The organism is Granulicatella sp. zg-ZJ (assembly GCF_010892355.1).
GTDB lineage: Bacteria > Bacillota > Bacilli > Lactobacillales > Aerococcaceae > WM01.
In genome coordinates, this window is the sequence record NZ_WNJY01000004.1 from 81,198 (window position 1) to 99,109 (window position 17,912).

11 protein-coding genes, 1 pseudogene and 1 other annotated feature are annotated in these 17,912 nt (G+C 33.6%); all 12 genes and pseudogenes read left to right on the forward strand.

Annotated elements, in window-relative coordinates; all coding sequences use genetic code 11:
• The first annotated feature begins 155 nt into the window (after positions 1 to 155).
• On the forward strand, positions 156 to 5,840 hold the full coding sequence (locus GMA11_RS02290) for a ZmpA/ZmpB/ZmpC family metallo-endopeptidase (protein ID WP_163545598.1): 5,685 nt from the start codon (positions 156 to 158) through the stop codon (positions 5,838 to 5,840).
• Positions 5,841 to 6,292: 452 nt separating this feature from the next.
• Positions 6,293 to 6,484, forward strand: coding sequence for a helix-turn-helix transcriptional regulator (locus GMA11_RS02295; RefSeq protein WP_163545599.1), 192 nt, complete (start codon positions 6,293 to 6,295; stop codon positions 6,482 to 6,484).
• Positions 6,485 to 6,812: 328 nt separating this feature from the next.
• Positions 6,813 to 6,964 (forward strand): annotated as a pseudogene (locus tag GMA11_RS02300) (helix-turn-helix domain-containing protein); the annotation flags it as partial.
• A 139-nt stretch (positions 6,965 to 7,103) separates the two neighbouring features.
• Entirely contained in the window at positions 7,104 to 7,613 is a 510-nt protein-coding gene (locus tag GMA11_RS02305; protein WP_163545600.1) for an RDD family protein, read from the forward strand.
• A 490-nt stretch (positions 7,614 to 8,103) separates the two neighbouring features.
• Positions 8,104 to 8,925 (forward strand): Cof-type HAD-IIB family hydrolase, encoded by an 822-nt coding sequence (locus GMA11_RS02310; protein WP_163545601.1) that lies wholly within the window; start codon positions 8,104 to 8,106, stop codon positions 8,923 to 8,925.
• 1 nt (position 8,926) lies between these two features.
• Positions 8,927 to 9,811 (forward strand): phosphotransferase family protein, encoded by an 885-nt coding sequence (locus GMA11_RS02315; protein ID WP_163545602.1) that lies wholly within the window; start codon positions 8,927 to 8,929, stop codon positions 9,809 to 9,811.
• A 181-nt stretch (positions 9,812 to 9,992) separates the two neighbouring features.
• The gene (locus GMA11_RS02320) at positions 9,993 to 11,519 is read left to right on the forward strand and encodes a DEAD/DEAH box helicase (RefSeq protein WP_163545603.1); all 1,527 of its coding nucleotides are present in this window, start codon (positions 9,993 to 9,995) and stop codon (positions 11,517 to 11,519) included.
• A gap of 186 nt (positions 11,520 to 11,705) precedes the next feature.
• Positions 11,706 to 12,380, forward strand: a complete 675-nt coding sequence (locus GMA11_RS02325; RefSeq protein ID WP_163545604.1) for a hypothetical protein — start codon at positions 11,706 to 11,708, stop codon at positions 12,378 to 12,380.
• A gap of 54 nt (positions 12,381 to 12,434) precedes the next feature.
• Positions 12,435 to 13,547, forward strand: a complete 1,113-nt coding sequence (dinB, locus tag GMA11_RS02330) for a DNA polymerase IV (protein ID WP_163545605.1) — start codon at positions 12,435 to 12,437, stop codon at positions 13,545 to 13,547.
• Between the two features lie 68 nt (positions 13,548 to 13,615).
• Positions 13,616 to 14,608: a tryptophan--tRNA ligase gene (gene trpS, locus GMA11_RS02335; protein WP_163545606.1), complete on the forward strand. Its 993-nt coding sequence runs from the start codon at positions 13,616 to 13,618 to the stop codon at positions 14,606 to 14,608.
• A gap of 44 nt (positions 14,609 to 14,652) precedes the next feature.
• A complete protein-coding gene (locus GMA11_RS02340) occupies positions 14,653 to 15,735 on the forward strand; it encodes a lipopolysaccharide assembly protein LapB (RefSeq protein ID WP_163545607.1) in 1,083 nt (360 codons plus the stop codon).
• 43 nt (positions 15,736 to 15,778) lie between these two features.
• Positions 15,779 to 15,980: a binding site (T-box leader), on the forward strand.
• A 612-nt stretch (positions 15,981 to 16,592) separates the two neighbouring features.
• Positions 16,593 to 17,909, forward strand: a complete 1,317-nt coding sequence (gene hisS, locus GMA11_RS02345; protein WP_163545608.1) for a histidine--tRNA ligase — start codon at positions 16,593 to 16,595, stop codon at positions 17,907 to 17,909.
• Positions 17,910 to 17,912: the final 3 nt, after the last annotated feature.

Consider the following 17,912-nt stretch of genomic DNA (forward strand, 5'->3'; position numbering starts at 1 on the left):
TAATTGCAGTCATTCAAACAGATGTTTCTCTTTTTTGTCGATTGTTATACACAAAATGATGTTGGTGGATTTACCTCTACAAACACAATTATTTTGGAACAAAGTAAATAGTACATTATGTAACTTTGAGTAAAATGAAAGGAATAGAAAAGAATATGAAAGAATTTTATAGGCGGGTTAGCCGCTTTTCAATACGAAAACTCTCAATAGGTGTAGCTTCTGTTTTATTGGGGACGAGTTTTTTAGCTGCTGCATCACCAGAAATGGTACATACAGAGGAAACAATAAAGTCAAAAATCACGTATCATTATGTTAGTGAGGAAGAATTAACTGATGATGAGAAAGCTTTGATTATTAGTGCTTTGCCGTCTGATAAAGTGACGGGAGATACGACTTATTACATGGTTTATCGTCCGGATACAAATAGAACTCTGCCAAATACAGGTGAAGAATGGTCAACACTTGTGGCGGGAGCAGGGGTCACATTGTTGGTGTGTGCCTTAACTTTTCTTCGTAAGAAGAAAAAATGGGTCGTGACAGTATTGTTAGTTACTACCTTAGGACAAGTTGTTGTAGTGCCAAATGCATCTGCATTGACTCACAATTTATTTGCAAATCTTACACAAGAGTTTAGCTTGTCAAATGGTGCGCTTTTACCTGAAACAGTTCGTGACATTGAAGGTTATCGCTTTATCGGTTATATCATTGACAAAAATTCTAAAGTAGATAGAGAAACATTAGAGCAGACGAATGTGGCTATCTCAGAAGAAACGGTCACTCAAGATACAGTAAATACGACTGAAATACCAAAAGTACCTAAGAATCCAGAAATAGTGAATACCCCTGAAGTCCCAACACAACCAGAAATTCCAGAAGTAGAAACACCAACTGGTACAGAAACTACAGCAGAAACGCCAACGGAAACGGAAGTGCCTAATGAGTCAACTACTGGAGAAACAGAAAGTCCAGAGATAGATAATACACCGACAACACCAACGCAACCGGAAAATTCGGAAGAAGAAACACCGACTGGTACAGAAACTACAACAGAAACGCCAACGGAAACGGAAATACCAAACGAGTCAACTACTGGAGAAACAGAAAGTTCAGATACAGGTAATGCACCTGTAACACCAACGCAACCAGAAAATTCGGAAGAAGAAACAACGACTGGTACAGAAACTACAACAGAAACGCCAACAGAAACGGGAGTACCAAACGAGTCAACTACTGGAGAAACAGAAAGTCCAGAGATAGATAGTGCACCGACAACACCAACACAACCAGAAAATCCGGAAGAAGAAACACCGACTGGTACAGAAACTACAACAGATACGCCAACAGAAACAGAAGTGCCAAATGGGTCAACTACTGGAGAAACAGAAAGTTCAGATACAGGTAATGCACCGACAACACCAACGCAACCAGAAAATTCGGAAGAAGAAACACCAACTGGTACAGAAACTACAACAGATACGCCAACAGAAATGCCAGAACCAGAGAAACATCATGATGTTTTAGGGGGAGAGGTGCTGACAGTTACGAAGCCTTTGGCGCCAATTGAGTTAATGGTTTCAGTAGATAAATTAGACAAAGGTCTACAAAAAGAAGTTGATACAACGAAAAAAACACCAACAAGTATTGCTGCCTATGAGACTGCAAAACAAAATGCACTACGAATCTTGGAAGAGGCAAATGCTAAAATTGTAGATCCAACAACCAGTGCAGAAGCCATTGCCGAGGAAAAACTGAAAGTAGAAGAAGCATTTAGAAAACTGGAGGAAGCAGAAGCTGCTTTAGAAAATGTATCGCTTACGAAGCCAGTCTTAGAATTGCAGACATTAGATAAGCAAGAAAAAGACAAGTCGATTCGAGTGCAGTATCAATTAACAGATCCTGATGCTACTTTTATTTCTGCTACTGCTCAAATTTATTCGGAAGATAAGTTGGTGAAAGAAGTTCAACTTTCAGAAAGAGATTTAGCTGGAGTTGATATTTCAGGATTAGACTATTATGTGGATTACAAATTAAAAACGACTTTTGAGTATGCAACATTAGCTGAAAATGCGCGTGAAACACTTTCAAATATTGAATCCTTTGTCTTAGAACGTAAGCAGATTGAATTAAAAAATTTACGTGACTTATCACTATATACTTACCGAAATGGTATCAAAACAAAAGTTATTAGTTTATCAGAAATTGGTCCTATAGATGAATATTTTGCAAGCTTTATATCAGAAAGTGGTAAGGAAGTTCAATTACCAATCAAGGAAATTATAGCTCAAGATAATGGCTTTAAAGTAGTAGCGACTCACCCTGAACTTGTGAAACTTAATGAAACAGATGAGTATGAAGATAATTACAGTTTTATTGTGAGTCGATTGGCACCAGCGAAAAATGATATCTATACTTCTTTTAAAGATTTGATTACGTCAATCAATGCTAATCCAAGTGGAGTATTTACTTTAGGAGCTGATTTGAGTGCTGGAGAGATGGAAGTTCCAGTTTCTAGTTACGTGACGGTTCCGTTTACAGGTACTTTAAATGGATTGTATGACGGTAAAAATTACACGATTTATGACTTGAAGGCACCTCTGTTTGAAACAACTATGAATGCCACTTTACAAAACCTTAATTTATCTAATGTTAACATTCAATCACCAAAAGCAAATGTAGGTGCTCTTGTTAATCAAGCAACTGGCACGCAGATTGAAAATGTAGCGATTGAGGGCAGCATTACGGCTCCTTATAATGTTGCTGGATTGGTTTATTCAGCACAATCGAATACAAATATCCGTAATGTAGATCTTAACATGAAAATCACTACAACAGCGACTGATACAGAAATGAAATCGGGTGGTCTTGTAGGACAAATTGGTAACAGTAACATTCAAAAAGTACATGCAAATGTCATGATTGATACTAAAGTAAAAGCAGCACAAGACTTTGGTGGAGTTCTAGGTGTTGCTACAAACAATGTGAATGTATCAGATGTCTATGTCGAAGGAGCATTGGAAAATAAAGGTGGTGGCCGAGTTGGAGCGATTAGTGGAAGTGCAGGTCGTGCAGTCTTTAATCGAATCGTATCGGCAATTCCTGTAACAAATGGTTCTACTTTAAATGGATCGGGCGATGGTATCAATGCAACAGAGATTTATGGCGTTGAAGGGAAATCGACTGCCAATGTTAAGTCTGGAAAAGTAAATTTAATTTCTCCAGAAGTCGCAGCAGAAAAAGTGAACGAAATGGGAATAACAGCTACTTTATCTGATAAGGAAACTTTGATTGGACAAAGTTCTAAAATGATCGATTATAGTAACTTACCTCACTATGAATCGACACGAGAGATGGCTTATCGTAATACCGAAAAACTTTTACCGTTTTATAATCGTGAGTATATTGTGAAGCAAGGGAATAAGATTGATACATCAAGTAAGTTGTATACAACAAAACTAGTGTCGATTGTCCCAATGAAAGATAATGAAGTCATTGCTAACCTTTATAAAAATAAGGAAGCAATCAATCGTTTGCTTTTAAACTATGCAGACGGTACAGTAGAATACTTAGATATTACTCCAGGTTCAGCTTTTGCAGCTAATACGATTCAAGAATATGGAATCAATGGAACTGAATTGCTCTATACACCAGAACAATTTATGATATCCCCAGCAGAAGTTATTGAAACAGCAATGAAACGAGTAGAGGGATTAACGTATTTCTCAGATGATGTTTGGAAAGTAACTCAAGGTCATCCAGAAAGAGTGTCTGATAGTCCAAGTCTTGAACCACTTGAAAAATATCAAAATGATATTTTAGAAGTACTATATTTAAAAGATGTCTTTAAGAAAGTGAATGACCGTGCACAAGATATTTTTGAAGCAGCACTTTCTCAAAGTGTAGCTGGAGATTTTACTTCAACACCGTTAAAAGAACAGATGAAGGATTATATGAAAAAGAATGCTGTTGCAATTCTTGTAGGAGCAAGTTACCTCAATCGACTCTATAATATTCAATTTGACGAGATGAATGTTGGAGAATTGGTAACTTTCTATCAAAATTTCTTCGGTACGCAAGTAAATAGTTTAGAATGGCTAGCAAATCTTGGCCGTATGGGAAATGATGCACTCGATATTAAGAATAATCCGGTAACGTATACAAAATGGATTGCCCCAGTATCTGGATATGAGAATCTTCGTGATTATCTAAGTGCTTATCGTACACGTTTTACGAAGCTTAATGAAAATGATTGGTTTAAGTCTGCGACAAAAGCGTATATCGTAGAAGTACAATCAAAAGAAGTACCAAATCAAATGTATCAAGTATACGACCAGCTTAATCGTATCGATCATCCTCGTATGATTTTGCCACTCTTAAACTTGACATCTGAAGGAATTTATATCATGAGTAATATGACAACTTTATCTTTTGGTATGTATGATCGTTATATGGATATGTCGCTTAAAGAAACAAATCCTGATAAATATGCAAGTGAATTAAAACGTGTCAACAATCTGGTGGATTATTTTGCTAAAATACAAGGAGATCATTTTGATTTCTGGTATCGAATGGCTAGACCAGAAGTTAAAGCACTTATGTATAGTAGAAGTAATATGCCAATTCCGTCATGGGACGGTTACTCTATTCCTCGATTCGATAACAAGCCAGCTTATTGGATGTCGAAGTTTGGAGAAGGAGCATCAAGCCGTATGACAGACTTCTTTGCACCAATTGGTAAACACTATATGCCAAACGGTGTTGGTGCATATGCAACCGGTAGCTTAGTTCACTATGTAATTGATAATATGCTTAGCCAGTATGGTCAATCTGTCTTCACTCATGAAATGACTCATAATATGGATGGGACGGTTTATCTTGGTGGATATGGGCGTAGAGAATTCTTTGGTGCAGAAGTTTATGCTCAAGGACTTCTACAATCGACAACATCAGCAACTAATCCGATTTTTGCACTCAATACAAATATAGACTTCTCTATTGCAGAAGATGGAAAATATGCAAACAATCGTGTTCATAACTTATCACCAGAACGTTTCCAAACCCAAGCAGACTTGAAAGAATACCTTCAAGGTCGTATGGATGTGATTTATACTCTTGAAGCTTTGGAAGGAAATGCTTTAGTGAAATTAGCCAAAGAAGACCAAGCATTGTTCTATAAGAAAATTGAACGTATCAATGACATCGGGGAATCGAGAATCCGTCAACTAAGTGCAGAAGATTTAGAATCTCTCACTTTAGAAAGTGTTGATAATTTGGTAGAAAATGATATTCTGCTTGGTGTTCATGGACTTCATGGTAATAAAGAGAAGATTAGTAAAAATGGTTATGACATCGAACATTTATTTGCTGCGAACTATAGTGGTTTGACGAATCCAAATGGATCTTCAGATACTTTGAGTATTAAACGTTTGAGTAACGAATTACTAGCTGAAACAGGTTATGAAGGCTTTGTTGCTTATTTATCGAATCAATACCGTGCTGAAGCTCGAGCTACAGGTAAAGTATTTAATGATGAGTATATTCTTAAGAAAATTACCAATGATGAGTTTTCAAATTTCCACGACTTTAAAAAAGCAATGTACAAACGTCGTCTAGATAAAGTTAATCAGCTGAAACCAGTGACCTTTACTTATAATCAGAAAACTTATACAGCAGATGAAGCAATATTAAATAAATTGATAAATGATGCTATTCAAGCAGATTTGGTCGCATTAAAAGCTCAGAAAGCAACACCAAATCTACTTGCACTTAAAGAAGCGATTTTCAAAGCGTATCTTTTAGATACGAATGACTTTAGAGGTTCGATTTATCAAAACTCTAATTAAGTCAGTGAATTTTTGCAAAATAGATAAGTTAAAATGGCTCTATGTCAAATAGGGTTGATAGCTCATAAAGATAGTGATTTAACAGATGTTAAGTCACTATCTTTTTTTATTTTAAGTCACAATGATGTACGGCCTCTACAATATGAAAAGAAGCAATACTGATACGTGCGTTAGGAAATACATGCTGAGATAACTGAATATAAGGTAAAATATATCAATCATGATAGTTTTAGTAGAGTTTTATATGAAATTAGGGTTGCTAGATTATCCCATCAACCCTAAAAATATATAATCATTAAATATCCTATGAGATGCTTTTTTGTATTACTGGTTAACTTAATTTAATAATTTACTATAGTTGAGATTTTAATAGTTATTTATTGGCAACCAAAAAAGAATTTGGTAATATAAAACTAACCAAAAGAGAATAACTTAGAAAGAGACACTTATTTATGAACAATAGAATAGCAGAATTTAGAAAATTATTAGGTTTATCACAGCACAGACTTGCAAAATTAGTAGGACTAAAAAGGCACTCGATAATGTCATATGAAAATAAAACAAAAATACCAAACATAAAAGTAGCTTATGAAATTAGTAAAATTTTAAATAAAGATATTAAGGAAGTGTTTATTTTTGAATAAAAATTTTAGGAGATGTGTTGAAAAGAAAATGTTTATTTTAAAATATAAATCTACAATAGGAGTATTTTTTGCAACTTTGATTTTTGTTTTTTTAAAACGTTTGATGCTTATAGATTCTTTTGCAATCACTTTTTTTACATTTTTATTTGAACTTTTTTTAAATTCTAAAAAAAAATAGCATAAGATACATAATGAATATTTAGTTGATACGTAATATTAAGTGAGATTATTTTTTTAATAGTAAATTATATAATTAAGTTAGCCAGTAGTATAAAAAAAGCATCTCATAGGATATACTTTTAGTAACAACAAAAAAGGATACCAAGAGATGCAAGAATACTATACACAAAAGGCAAACATATAACAGAAAAAGAACGTTACTTCATCGAAAAATGGAAAAAAGAAGGAAAAAGCAATAGAGAAATCGGTAGATTATTGGGGAAAAATCACCAAACTATCAATAATGAAATCAAACGTGGACTCTTTTCATGGTGGCACTAAAGAATACTCTGCTCAAAAGGCACAAAATGATTCGCAAATTACAATAAGTAAGGTAGCCGTTTCCGATAATTTGTAAGCGTGTGTATAATTAAATAATTTAGAATTTGTGAGGGACAGAATGTATAAAGAAAATAATAAAATAAGTTTCTCGACTAGAGTGAAAGAACTTTTTATAGACTGGTTGGTCATATGTGCATATCTGGTATGTTTATTTATCGTTTGTATTTTATTTTACAAATGGGTATTAAAAGAAATTCCCGCATTTACGTATATGCAGTCTCAGATCATCGCTTTTGTTTCGTCCGTTATTCCGATAATTCTATTTTTCACTTATCTTGATTATAATGGTGGAAGTATTGGAAAAAGAAAGATGGGACTAAAGTTGGTTTATAAAAATAAAAACTATAGTTCTGCTTTAGTTCGAAATATAATAAAGTTTTTACCGTGGCAATTAGGGCATATGAGAACTATCAGGGGGATGTATACTGGCTTCGATACTATTAGTATAGTTTTAGAGGTATTATCAGTTGGACTCATGTTAGTTTTATTTTTAATGGGAACCATAAGAAATGATAAAAGACATTTAGGAGATTTAATCGCTGGAACTCAAGTTTTGATAGAAAAATAAATTTTAATTATTCAAGTTTAAAACCTCAATTTACGACTCTTCGTTAAATCGTGTTGGTGGAGAGAAATAGTGAGTATATTGGTAGTGAATGACATCAGCCATTCACTGCCTTTTTCAGATTCTTTTTCTGTCGCATAGAAAGATGTTGTATGATACACACAATCTAAAATAAAAAAATGTCTGTATTTATTTGAACTGTATTTTCGAGCGTTAGATATTTTGTTTAACTTTTCGAATGTAGTTCATTTTATTATTCATAATACCTTTTAATTATTGGAAGAAAACCAATAAAAAATGTTATAATAATATGGAAAATCAAATTGTTAAAAAAGCGACAGTTTTTAAGTGCAAGACGAAAGGTTGGCTTAAAAACATAGTAAGACATATAGCTTGTTCGCCAAATAGCGACAAGCATCTTAATAAGAGCAACTTTAGTTGCCTTATTAAGCAATGTGTTGCATCCCCCTAAATAATTAAAAGGAGAAATTGTATGATAAAACTAATAGCAATAGATATGGATGGTACTCTCTTGAATGAAGCAAAAGAAGTGACTAAACCACAAATTGAAATGCTTCATAAAGCCGTTGAAAAAGGTATAAAAATTGTGATTTGTACAGGACGGGCATTGTCTGGAGTAAAGCCGATTTATGAAAAAATAGGATTAAAACAAGATGAGTATGCCATATTAAATAATGGTTGTTCCACACATCATACATCAGATTGGTCATTGGTGAGTTGGCACCAATTAACAAAAAATGATATGTTGTATTTAAATCGTATCAATCATGAAAATAAAGATGTACAATTTACACTATTTGATGAGGAACATTATTTTTGTGTTGATGAAGAGCCTCAAGAACAAGTGAAAAAAGATGCCTCACTTGTCTTTTTAGAACCTCAATTTTTATCTATTGATGAAGCAATTAGTGGCGAATATACGATGTTTCAAGGCATGTTTCTCGCTGCTCCTGAAAGGCTAGATATATTCCAAGAAAAATATGAAAAAGAGTTATCAGAACATTTTAGTGTTGTACGAAGTCAATCTTATATTTTTGAAACAATGCCAAAAGGAGCAACAAAAGCCACGGCGTTAGAGAAATTAGCCAATAGTTTAAATATTAAACGAGAAGAGATTATGGCAATTGGAGATGCAAATAACGATTTAGAAATGCTTGCATATGCAGGAGTGAGTGTTGCTATGGGAAATGCTACAGAAAATGTTAAAGCAATTGCTACACATATTACAGATACAAATGAACAAGACGGCGTTGCCAAAGCGATTGAGCTATACGCTTTGGAACAGGAGGTATAAAATGTTTGATAGGCTACCGTTTTATGCTTCTATTCAAGCAATAACACCAATTCAGAAAGGGTATTCGGTAGATAAAAAATTTTATATCAAAGATAAAGACGGGAAAGAATTTCTTTTGCGTCTTGTCTCTACTGATAAAGCATCTAATCAAATGCCTTTGTTAGAAAAAATAAAGGCTATAAAAAATCCCTATATTTCTCATTTAGTTGATTATGGTTCTTTAACAGATACAACTGATTTTTTACTCTTTGAATGGAAACAAGGTGTTATTTTAAGAAATGTCATACATTCACTACCTATAAAACAGCAATATGCATTAGGGATAGAGTGCGGACAATATTTGACAGAAATACACGGTATATCTGTCGATGTTCAATGTCATTTTTTGGACTATTATCAACAAAAAGTAGATAATAAACTAAAAAATGCGAATAGCATTGATATAAAAGTAAACCATTTTGATACGTTTGTTGATCATCTTCAATCGAATATATTTTTGATGAAGCAACGGCCCATCAAAATTGAACATGGTGATTTTCATGTGGGAAATATGATATATGACGGTCAACATATTCATGTCATTGATTGGGACAGAAGTGAGTATGGAGATCCTTATGATGAGTTTAAACCGTTTGCGTTTAATGTGGAAAAAAGTGCTGCTTTTCAAACAGGTATTATTGATGGGTATTTTCATGGTCGAATTCCTGATGATTTTTTTCCGGTTTTAAGTGTGTATGCTGCTGAATTTTGTATTGGTAATTTGTATTGGGCATATCATTTTGGGAAAAAAGAAGATATGACAATGATGTATCAACTAGCCGAGACAATTTATGATTATTTCAAAGGATTTACACAAACAACGCCGACCTGGTACGGAAAATATTGATTTTCAGAAAATGTTTGAAAACATATTAGTTGCTTATTAGGTGATTTGTGTTATACTGTTATAGGAACAAAAGAGAGTTTTAAGTTTTTAGATAAAGGCTTGGTCTGTACCGAGCCATTTTTTACGTGAAGAGCGTTTCAAACAAGAAAAACTCTCTATTTAAAAAAGAGAGAGGTAATATATGAAATTTTCAGAATTAGGATTAAGTGATATCCTTTTAAAATCCATTAAAAATATGGGATTTGAGGAGGCTACTCCTATCCAAGAACAAACGATTCCGTTGGCATTATCTGGTGCTGATGTTATTGGCCAAGCACAAACAGGAACAGGAAAAACAGCATCATTTGGGTTACCAATGCTTGAAAAAATTGACACTTCTCATCGTGTTATTCAAGGATTAGTCATTGCCCCAACACGTGAATTAGCTATTCAAACACAAGAAGAGCTATTCCGTTTAAGTAAAGACAAACGTGTTAGAGTGAATGTTGTATACGGAGGCAGTGATATTGGTCGTCAGATTAAGCAGTTAAAAGATGTGCCGCATATTTTAGTTGGAACACCTGGACGTTTATTAGACCACATTAAACGCAAAACCATTTCATTAAGTCATATCGAAACATTGGTTTTAGACGAAGCTGATGAAATGTTGAACATGGGATTTTTGGAAGATATTGAAAGCATTATTCAATTAACACCAGAAACTAGACAAACACTATTATTTTCTGCAACAATGCCAGAAGCAATTAAACGTATTGGTGTGACTTTCATGAAGTCTCCAGAACATGTACGCATTAAAACAAAAGAAATGACAGCTAATTTAATTGATCAATATTTTGTGAAATGTAAAGAAAATGAAAAATTTGATATTATGACACGTTTATTTGATGTACAATCTCCAGAATTAACCATTATTTTTGGTCGTACAAAACGCCGTGTTGATGAGTTAGCTAGTGGACTAGAGGCTAGAGGATATAAAGCTGAAGGGATTCATGGAGATTTATCTCAACAAAAACGTATGAGTGTTTTACGTGCATTCAAGAGTGGTAAATTAGATATTTTAGTAGCCACAGACGTTGCAGCGCGTGGACTAGATATTTCAGGTGTCACACATGTGTATAATTATGATGTACCACAAGATCCAGAAAGCTATGTACACCGTATTGGAAGAACAGGACGTGCCGGTAAAGAAGGTATGTCTGTAACACTTGTAACACCACATGAAATGGATTATTTAAGAACGATTGAGGACTTAACAAGAAAACGTATGACACCTTTACGTCCACCAACTAGTCAAGAAGCGTTCGAGGGACAACTACGTGTTGCGTTAGACCAAGTTGATCAAATGATTTCTGATGTTGAATTATCTGATTTTGAATCTGCTGTGAATGTATTGTTGAGTAAATATACACCAACAGAATTGGCAACAGTTTTAATGAAAACATTAGCACGCGATAAAGAAGAAATTCCTGTTAATATTACACCTGAAAAACCATTACCAATGCGTAAACGTCAAACAAGACGTGACGGTGGAAACCGCCGTTACAATGATAGAAACCATGAAAAAGGTGGAAATAGACGTTACCGTGATAGACGTGATGATAAAGGTGGCAGTCGATACAATGATCGTAAACAAGATAGAACAGACCGCTACGACAGAAAATCAAAAGACGGCAGACGTGACAAAGGATTTACAATTCGTAAAAAATAAATAAGTCTATAAAAATAAAGTTAAAAAAGCTTTAAATCAACATGCCTAACAAGTTGATTTAAAGCTTTTTTGATTGTCTGTTCAATCGTGTTGATACCAACACGATTGAACGAAGAGCCAGTGAATATGTTTATATTTACTTTTAATGAAAAAAGGATTAGAATTTAGAAAAAAGGAGGAAATACTATGTTTGAACATTTTGTGAAAATGGAAACATTTATGTACGAAACAATGCCATTTCTCATTTGTATCATGTCTGCTGTACTATTGATATGGATACCATGTTTAATATATATTAGAGAAAAGCGGTGGGCTAAGTATTTAAATCTTGTTACTTTATTGTTTTTAATTGGAACAAGTGTGTATATTTATACAGATTTCAAAACATACGAAGAGATTTCTAAAAAAGAAAAATATGTTAACGCAGCTGTGCGTGAATACAAATTATTGCTTTTTTCTGGAGAAGCATATAGTTATCCAGAATTAAAACAAGCTTCACAAGAATATATGAAAGATACATTCGAAAATATTGGCTTGTATGATGCGAATACAGTAGAAGAAGTTGTTGAGTATTTAGGAAAAGATGATCTATTTTATTATTTTGATATAGCTGGACAACAACTCTCTGTGACACATCATTATGGTGCCATAGATGATAATATACAAGAGGCAAAACGTGAGGGGATACAATACACGTTGACTGATAAAAATTTTGAAAATATCGGCTTTATCAATCAATCTAGTATTTTTTTCATCAAATATCACATTCCAAAATCTATGGAAGATAAAATAGTTGAAAAAGAGGTTGAAACAACAGCAAAATATCAAAAAAAGGTCGTTAAAAAATGGATAATACCATAATTAAAAGTTGACAAAAAGTAAACTTTTAATGTATGATGTTAGTGAGGTGACATTATGCAAATTGGTGTTTTATCTTTTAATCATTTTCATCATGATGTATCAAGAAAAATTATTCATATTGATATGGATGCATTTTATGCGTCTGTTGAGATTCGAGAAAATCCGAGTTTAAAAAATAAACCTGTTGTTATTGCTCAGCATCCAAAAGAAACAAATGGTAGAGGGATTGTTTCCACGTGTAATTATATCGCTAGACAATATGGTATTCATTCCGCCATGTCTTCTCAAAAAGCTTATGAATTATGTCCAAACGCTGTTTTTATTAAAGGGAATATGACATTATATGCCTCTGTTTCTCAACAAATTCGAGAGATTTTTAAACGATATACCGACAAAATAGAACCCCTTTCTCTTGATGAGGCGTTTTTGGACGTAACAGAGAATAAAAAAGGGTATAAAAGTGCGATATATATTGCTAAGTGTATTCAAAAAGATATATGGGAAGAATTACATTTGACTTGTTCAGCAGGTGTTTCGTATAACAAATTTTTAGCAAAAATTGCTAGTGACTATCAAAAACCGTCAGGGTTAACAACCATTACACCTGAGGAAGCACAAAGTTTTTTAAATGAGCTACCCATTGAAAAATTTTATGGTGTTGGAAAAAAATCTGTTGAAAAACTACATGAACAAGGTATTTTTAAAGGAAAAGATATTTTAGAAATAGACGCTACACGTTTATTACAGCAATTTGGGAAATCAGGATTTTCATTATTGCAACGTGCAAATGGTATCGATAATAGTCCCGTTAAATCAAATAGAAAGCGTAAATCATTAGGTAGAGAGAACACTTTTTATCCAGAAATTTCAACAGAAAATGAAGTCCAAATAGCTATTCGCAAACTAGCCAAGTCTGTTAGTAAGCAACTACAAGTAAAAGACTTACGTGGAAACATTGTAACACTTAAAATTCGGTATACAGATTTTGAAACCATTACACGTCAACAAAAATTAGATAAAATGGTAGAAAATGAGGACTTTTTATTTCAAAAAGCAATAGAATTATGGGAAGAATATGGAGATTTGGATAAAAACATTCGATTGATTGGCGTTTCTGTCAGTGGTTTGGAACAAAAGAAAATTGAAAGAATTGTTTTAGATATATAATTGTTTGTATTACACTATATTTTCTCGTATAATAAAAGAATATTCCAAGTTTTAGGAGATTATAAAACATGAAAAAACGTATATTTTCTGGCGTCCAACCAACTGGTATTCCAACCATTGGTAACTATGTTGGCGCAATGAAACATTTTGTGGATTTACAAGATGAGTACGACTGTATCTATTGTGTTGTCGATCAACATGCCATCACTGTTTCACAAAATCCAACCGTATTAAAAGAACAAACTCGATCATTAGCCGCTTTATATATTGCTTTAGGAATCGATCCTAAAAAATCAACATTATTTATTCAATCAGAAGTTCCTGCACATTCACAAGCTGCTTGGATTGCTTTGTGTAATGTCGGTATTGGAGAGTTAGAGCGTATGACGCAATATAAAGATAAATCGGCTAAACAAGAAACGGTTTCTGCTGGCTTATTGTGTTATCCGCCTTTAATGGCTGTCGATATTGCTTTGTATGACACGCATGTTGTACCTGTTGGAGATGATCAAAAGCAACATATTGAGTTGACACGTGACTTTGTAAATCGTTTTAATAGCCGTTATGGTCAAGGTCAAGACTTACTTGTTTTACCAGAACCGCTTATTCAATCATCGGGTGCTCGTGTTATGAGTTTACAAGATCCAACGAAAAAAATGTCTAAATCAGACAGCAATCAAAAATCTTACGTGCTTTTGTTAGATGAACCAAGTGTTATTCGTAAAAAAATAAAAAGTGCCGTAACAGATTCAAGCGGTTTAGTATATTATGATAAAGAAAATAAACCGGGTGTATCTAATTTGTTAACAATCTTTTCTGTTTTTTCTGGACGTTCTATTCAAGATTTGGAGCAAGAATATCGTGAAGCAGGATATGGTAAATTTAAAACAGATTTAGCCGAAACAATTATTTCTGTTTTAGAACCTATTCAAGAACGCTATAATGCTTTACTTCATTCACAAGAATTAGATCGTATTTTAGATGAAGGTGCAAAACGTGCCAATGACATTGCCAATGAAACATTAAAAAGAATGGAAAAAGCTATAGGCTTAGGAAGATAAAAGGTTGATATAAAATGGATATTTTTAAAAAATTAGATCAATTTATGAAAAAAAATGCGCATTTATATACCACGGAAGATGAAGCAATTCAAAGCTTTTTAAATCAAATTGAGAAAGAAGATATTAATCCATATTTTTCAGAAGCATTTGAAAGTGATGAGATGGATACGATAGACGAGATTTATGATTTATTAGAGCAATTAGAGTTTGAACCAAATAGAAGTAAAAAACGAAAAATATGTGACAAAATCTTGGCGTTAGACCCAGATAATATTGATGCACAAATAATGTTGTTATCTCAAGAAAATATCATTGATTTTCTTCAAGGACTAAAAAAACTTGAAGAATCTGAAAAACAAAAGTGGTTAAAAACAAATCAAGCTGGTTGGATATATTTTGAAGAAAGACCTTATTTAAGAATGAAATATATTTTAGGTCAAGAATATTTGAAGCAATTTATGGTTAAAAAAGCAAAAGAGTGTTTTGAAGAATTATATTTTCAACTAGATAAAAATGATCATCAAGGTGCTCGTTATGAATTGATGTATATTTATTGTCTACTTTCAGATTGGGAAAAAGCGAGTAATCTTTTTTATAGTCAATCTTATTTTAAAAACGATGATATGATGATTTTTCCATTATTAGTGATGGCTATTTTAGAAGATAGACAATCAGAAGCACAAGAATTATTGACATTACTAAGTAAAGCTAATAGAGATGTAAAACACATGGTGACTTTTTCAGATGATTTTTCAGAGGCTTTAGCAGATCTTGAATTATTTAATTTTGATACATATATACCGAATAGCATTCAGTCACTAGCGATTTTATATGATAAATATGCGATGCGTGTGTTTAGTATAGATGATTATGTTCTTGAGTGGATAGAAAAACATTTTTCTAAAAGGTCAAGTATCAAACCTTTAACTCTATTAGAGAAAAAGACAGTAGATGAATCGATTTTTTCTGATTTATCGGCAAATGTGGCTCGGCAATTTATTGAAAAAAAACTTTTCACAAAAAAAGATTTTCAAAAAGTAACAGAAAAAGAATTACTTGAATTAAAAGGTGTTGGAGCAAAAACAATCGAAAAACTGAAAAGTAAAGGAATTGTTTTAAAGAAATAATTTGACAAGAATAGCCAATATGCTATATACTTTTGTCATACATTAAAAATTTATGAAAGAAACAAGTAGTTTTATAGTTTATATTTAAAGAGATGCTTTGGTTGGTGCAAAAAGCAAGTGACTATAAAATCAAGACATTCTGGAAATTGGTAATGCAAAGTTACTACGGATAGCGTCCGTTATACGCTCGAGAAAAGCATATGCTTTTAAATAAAGGTGGTACCACGTTTTCTAACGTCCTTACTAGTTCAACTAGTAAGGACGTTTTTATTACAGCCGTAGGAGCAAAGCGACGTACGGATGTAATATGGGACGGAACGAGGCAACAATGTATTTCGATAGAAATACGCCCGCCGAGAGAGTACCAATCCTTGAAAAAGCCGTAGGAGTAAAGCGACGTACGTTAAGTAAGGAAACTACGGAGCGAAGCTCCCTAGTACGACATTCGTAGCCAGCAAGCTGTAACGACTGTCGCATATGGGACGGAACGAGGCAACAATGTATTTCGATAGAAATACGCCCGCCAAGAGAGTACCAATCCTTGAAAAAGCCGTAGGAGCAAAGCGATGTACGTTAAGTAAGGAAACTACGGAGCGAAGCTCCCTAGTACGACATTCGTAGCCAGCAAGCTGTAACGACTGTCGCATATGGGACGGAACGAGGCAACAATGTATTTCGATAGAAATACGCCCGCCGAGAGAGTACCAATCCTTGAAAAAGCCGTAGGAGCAAAGCGACGTACGTTAAGTAAGGAAACTACGGAGCGAAGCTATAATGATTGGCACAATAGACAATCTATTGTAAGTCAGTACACTATTTATATTTGTAAAGTAGAAAAGAAAGGAAGTAGATAAAATATGATACAAAAACCAAAAGGAACGGCAGATTTATTACCAGTTAATAATCCTTTGTGGCACTATTTAGAAGAAACAACACGTATTTTAATGTCTGATTATCAATTTTCTGAAATGAGAACACCATTATTTGAAAATTATGAGTTATTTGCTAGAAGTTCTGGAGAAACGAGTGATATTGTATCAAAAGAAATGTATGATTTTTATGATAAGGGAGATAGACACATCGCACTACGTCCAGAGGGGACAGCACCGGTTGTGCGTGCTTATATTGAAAATAAATTATATGGGAATGAGCATGCAAAACCATTAAAAGTGTTCTATATGGCACCGATGTTTCGATATGAACGTCCACAGGGTGGACGTATGCGTCAATTTCATCAAATTGGGACTGAAGTTTTTGGAAGTACCAATCCAGCAACAGATGTCGAAACGATTGCATTGGCGTGGGATTTATTTAAAGAATTGGGTATTCAAGATGTGAAATTGGTTATCAATTCTTTAGGTAAAACGGAGGATAGACAACGCTATCGTCAAGCGTTAATTGATTATTTAACACCGTTAAAAGATCAATTAAGTCATGATTCACAAACTCGCTTAGAAAAAAATCCATTACGTATTTTAGATAGCAAAGACGAAAAAGATAAAGCTATTGTAGCAAATGCTCCAAGTATTTTAGACTTTTTATCTCCAGAAGCACAAGAGCATTTTGATAAAGTACAAGCTCTACTCAATGGTCTAAATATTCCGTTTGAAATTGATGCAAATATGGTACGTGGATTGGACTATTATCAAGATACAATTTTTGAAATGATGACAAATTCAGCTGTTTTTGGAGCACAAACAACCATTTGTGGAGGCGGTCGTTATGACGGATTAGTAGAAGCTCTAGGTGGTCCACAAACATCAAGTTTTGGCTTTGGTATTGGCATGGAGCGTCTTGTATTGTTGATGGAAAGTCAAAAAGTAGACGTACCCAACTTACAAGAATTAGATATTTTTGTGATTGGTATGGGAGAAGAAACATCTGTTGAAACATTGAAATTAACACAAGCGGCAAGACAAGCAGGATATTCAGCAGATAGAGATTATTTAGATAGAAAATTTAAAGCACAGTTTAAACTTGCAGATAAATTAGGTGCAAAAGTTGTTCTTATTGTTGGAGAAGAAGAATTACAAAAAGGAACAGCAAAACTTAAAGTGTTTAAAACAGGTAAAGAAGTAGAAGTGCCATTGACTGATTTATACGATAATTTTGAAACAGTGTATCGTATGAATACAATGGATACGTCGGTTTTAGATGAATATTTTAATCAATAGGAG

Excerpts from the sequence above, each read along its gene's own strand:
- trpS (WP_163545606.1), top strand. The coding sequence starts at position 13,616 with ATGAAAAAACGTATATTTTCTGGCGTCCAACCAACTGGTATTCCAACC.
- hisS (WP_163545608.1), top strand. The coding sequence starts at position 16,593 with ATGATACAAAAACCAAAAGGAACGGCAGATTTATTACCAGTTAATAAT.
- dinB (WP_163545605.1), top strand. The coding sequence starts at position 12,435 with ATGCAAATTGGTGTTTTATCTTTTAATCATTTTCATCATGATGTATCA.
- GMA11_RS02295 (WP_163545599.1), top strand. The coding sequence starts at position 6,293 with ATGAACAATAGAATAGCAGAATTTAGAAAATTATTAGGTTTATCACAG.
- GMA11_RS02290 (WP_163545598.1), top strand. The coding sequence starts at position 156 with ATGAAAGAATTTTATAGGCGGGTTAGCCGCTTTTCAATACGAAAACTC.
- GMA11_RS02320 (WP_163545603.1), top strand. The coding sequence starts at position 9,993 with ATGAAATTTTCAGAATTAGGATTAAGTGATATCCTTTTAAAATCCATT.
- GMA11_RS02305 (WP_163545600.1), top strand. The coding sequence starts at position 7,104 with ATGTATAAAGAAAATAATAAAATAAGTTTCTCGACTAGAGTGAAAGAA.
- GMA11_RS02310 (WP_163545601.1), top strand. The coding sequence starts at position 8,104 with ATGATAAAACTAATAGCAATAGATATGGATGGTACTCTCTTGAATGAA.
- GMA11_RS02315 (WP_163545602.1), top strand. The coding sequence starts at position 8,927 with ATGTTTGATAGGCTACCGTTTTATGCTTCTATTCAAGCAATAACACCA.
- GMA11_RS02325 (WP_163545604.1), top strand. The coding sequence starts at position 11,706 with ATGTTTGAACATTTTGTGAAAATGGAAACATTTATGTACGAAACAATG.
- GMA11_RS02340 (WP_163545607.1), top strand. The coding sequence starts at position 14,653 with ATGAAAAAAAATGCGCATTTATATACCACGGAAGATGAAGCAATTCAA.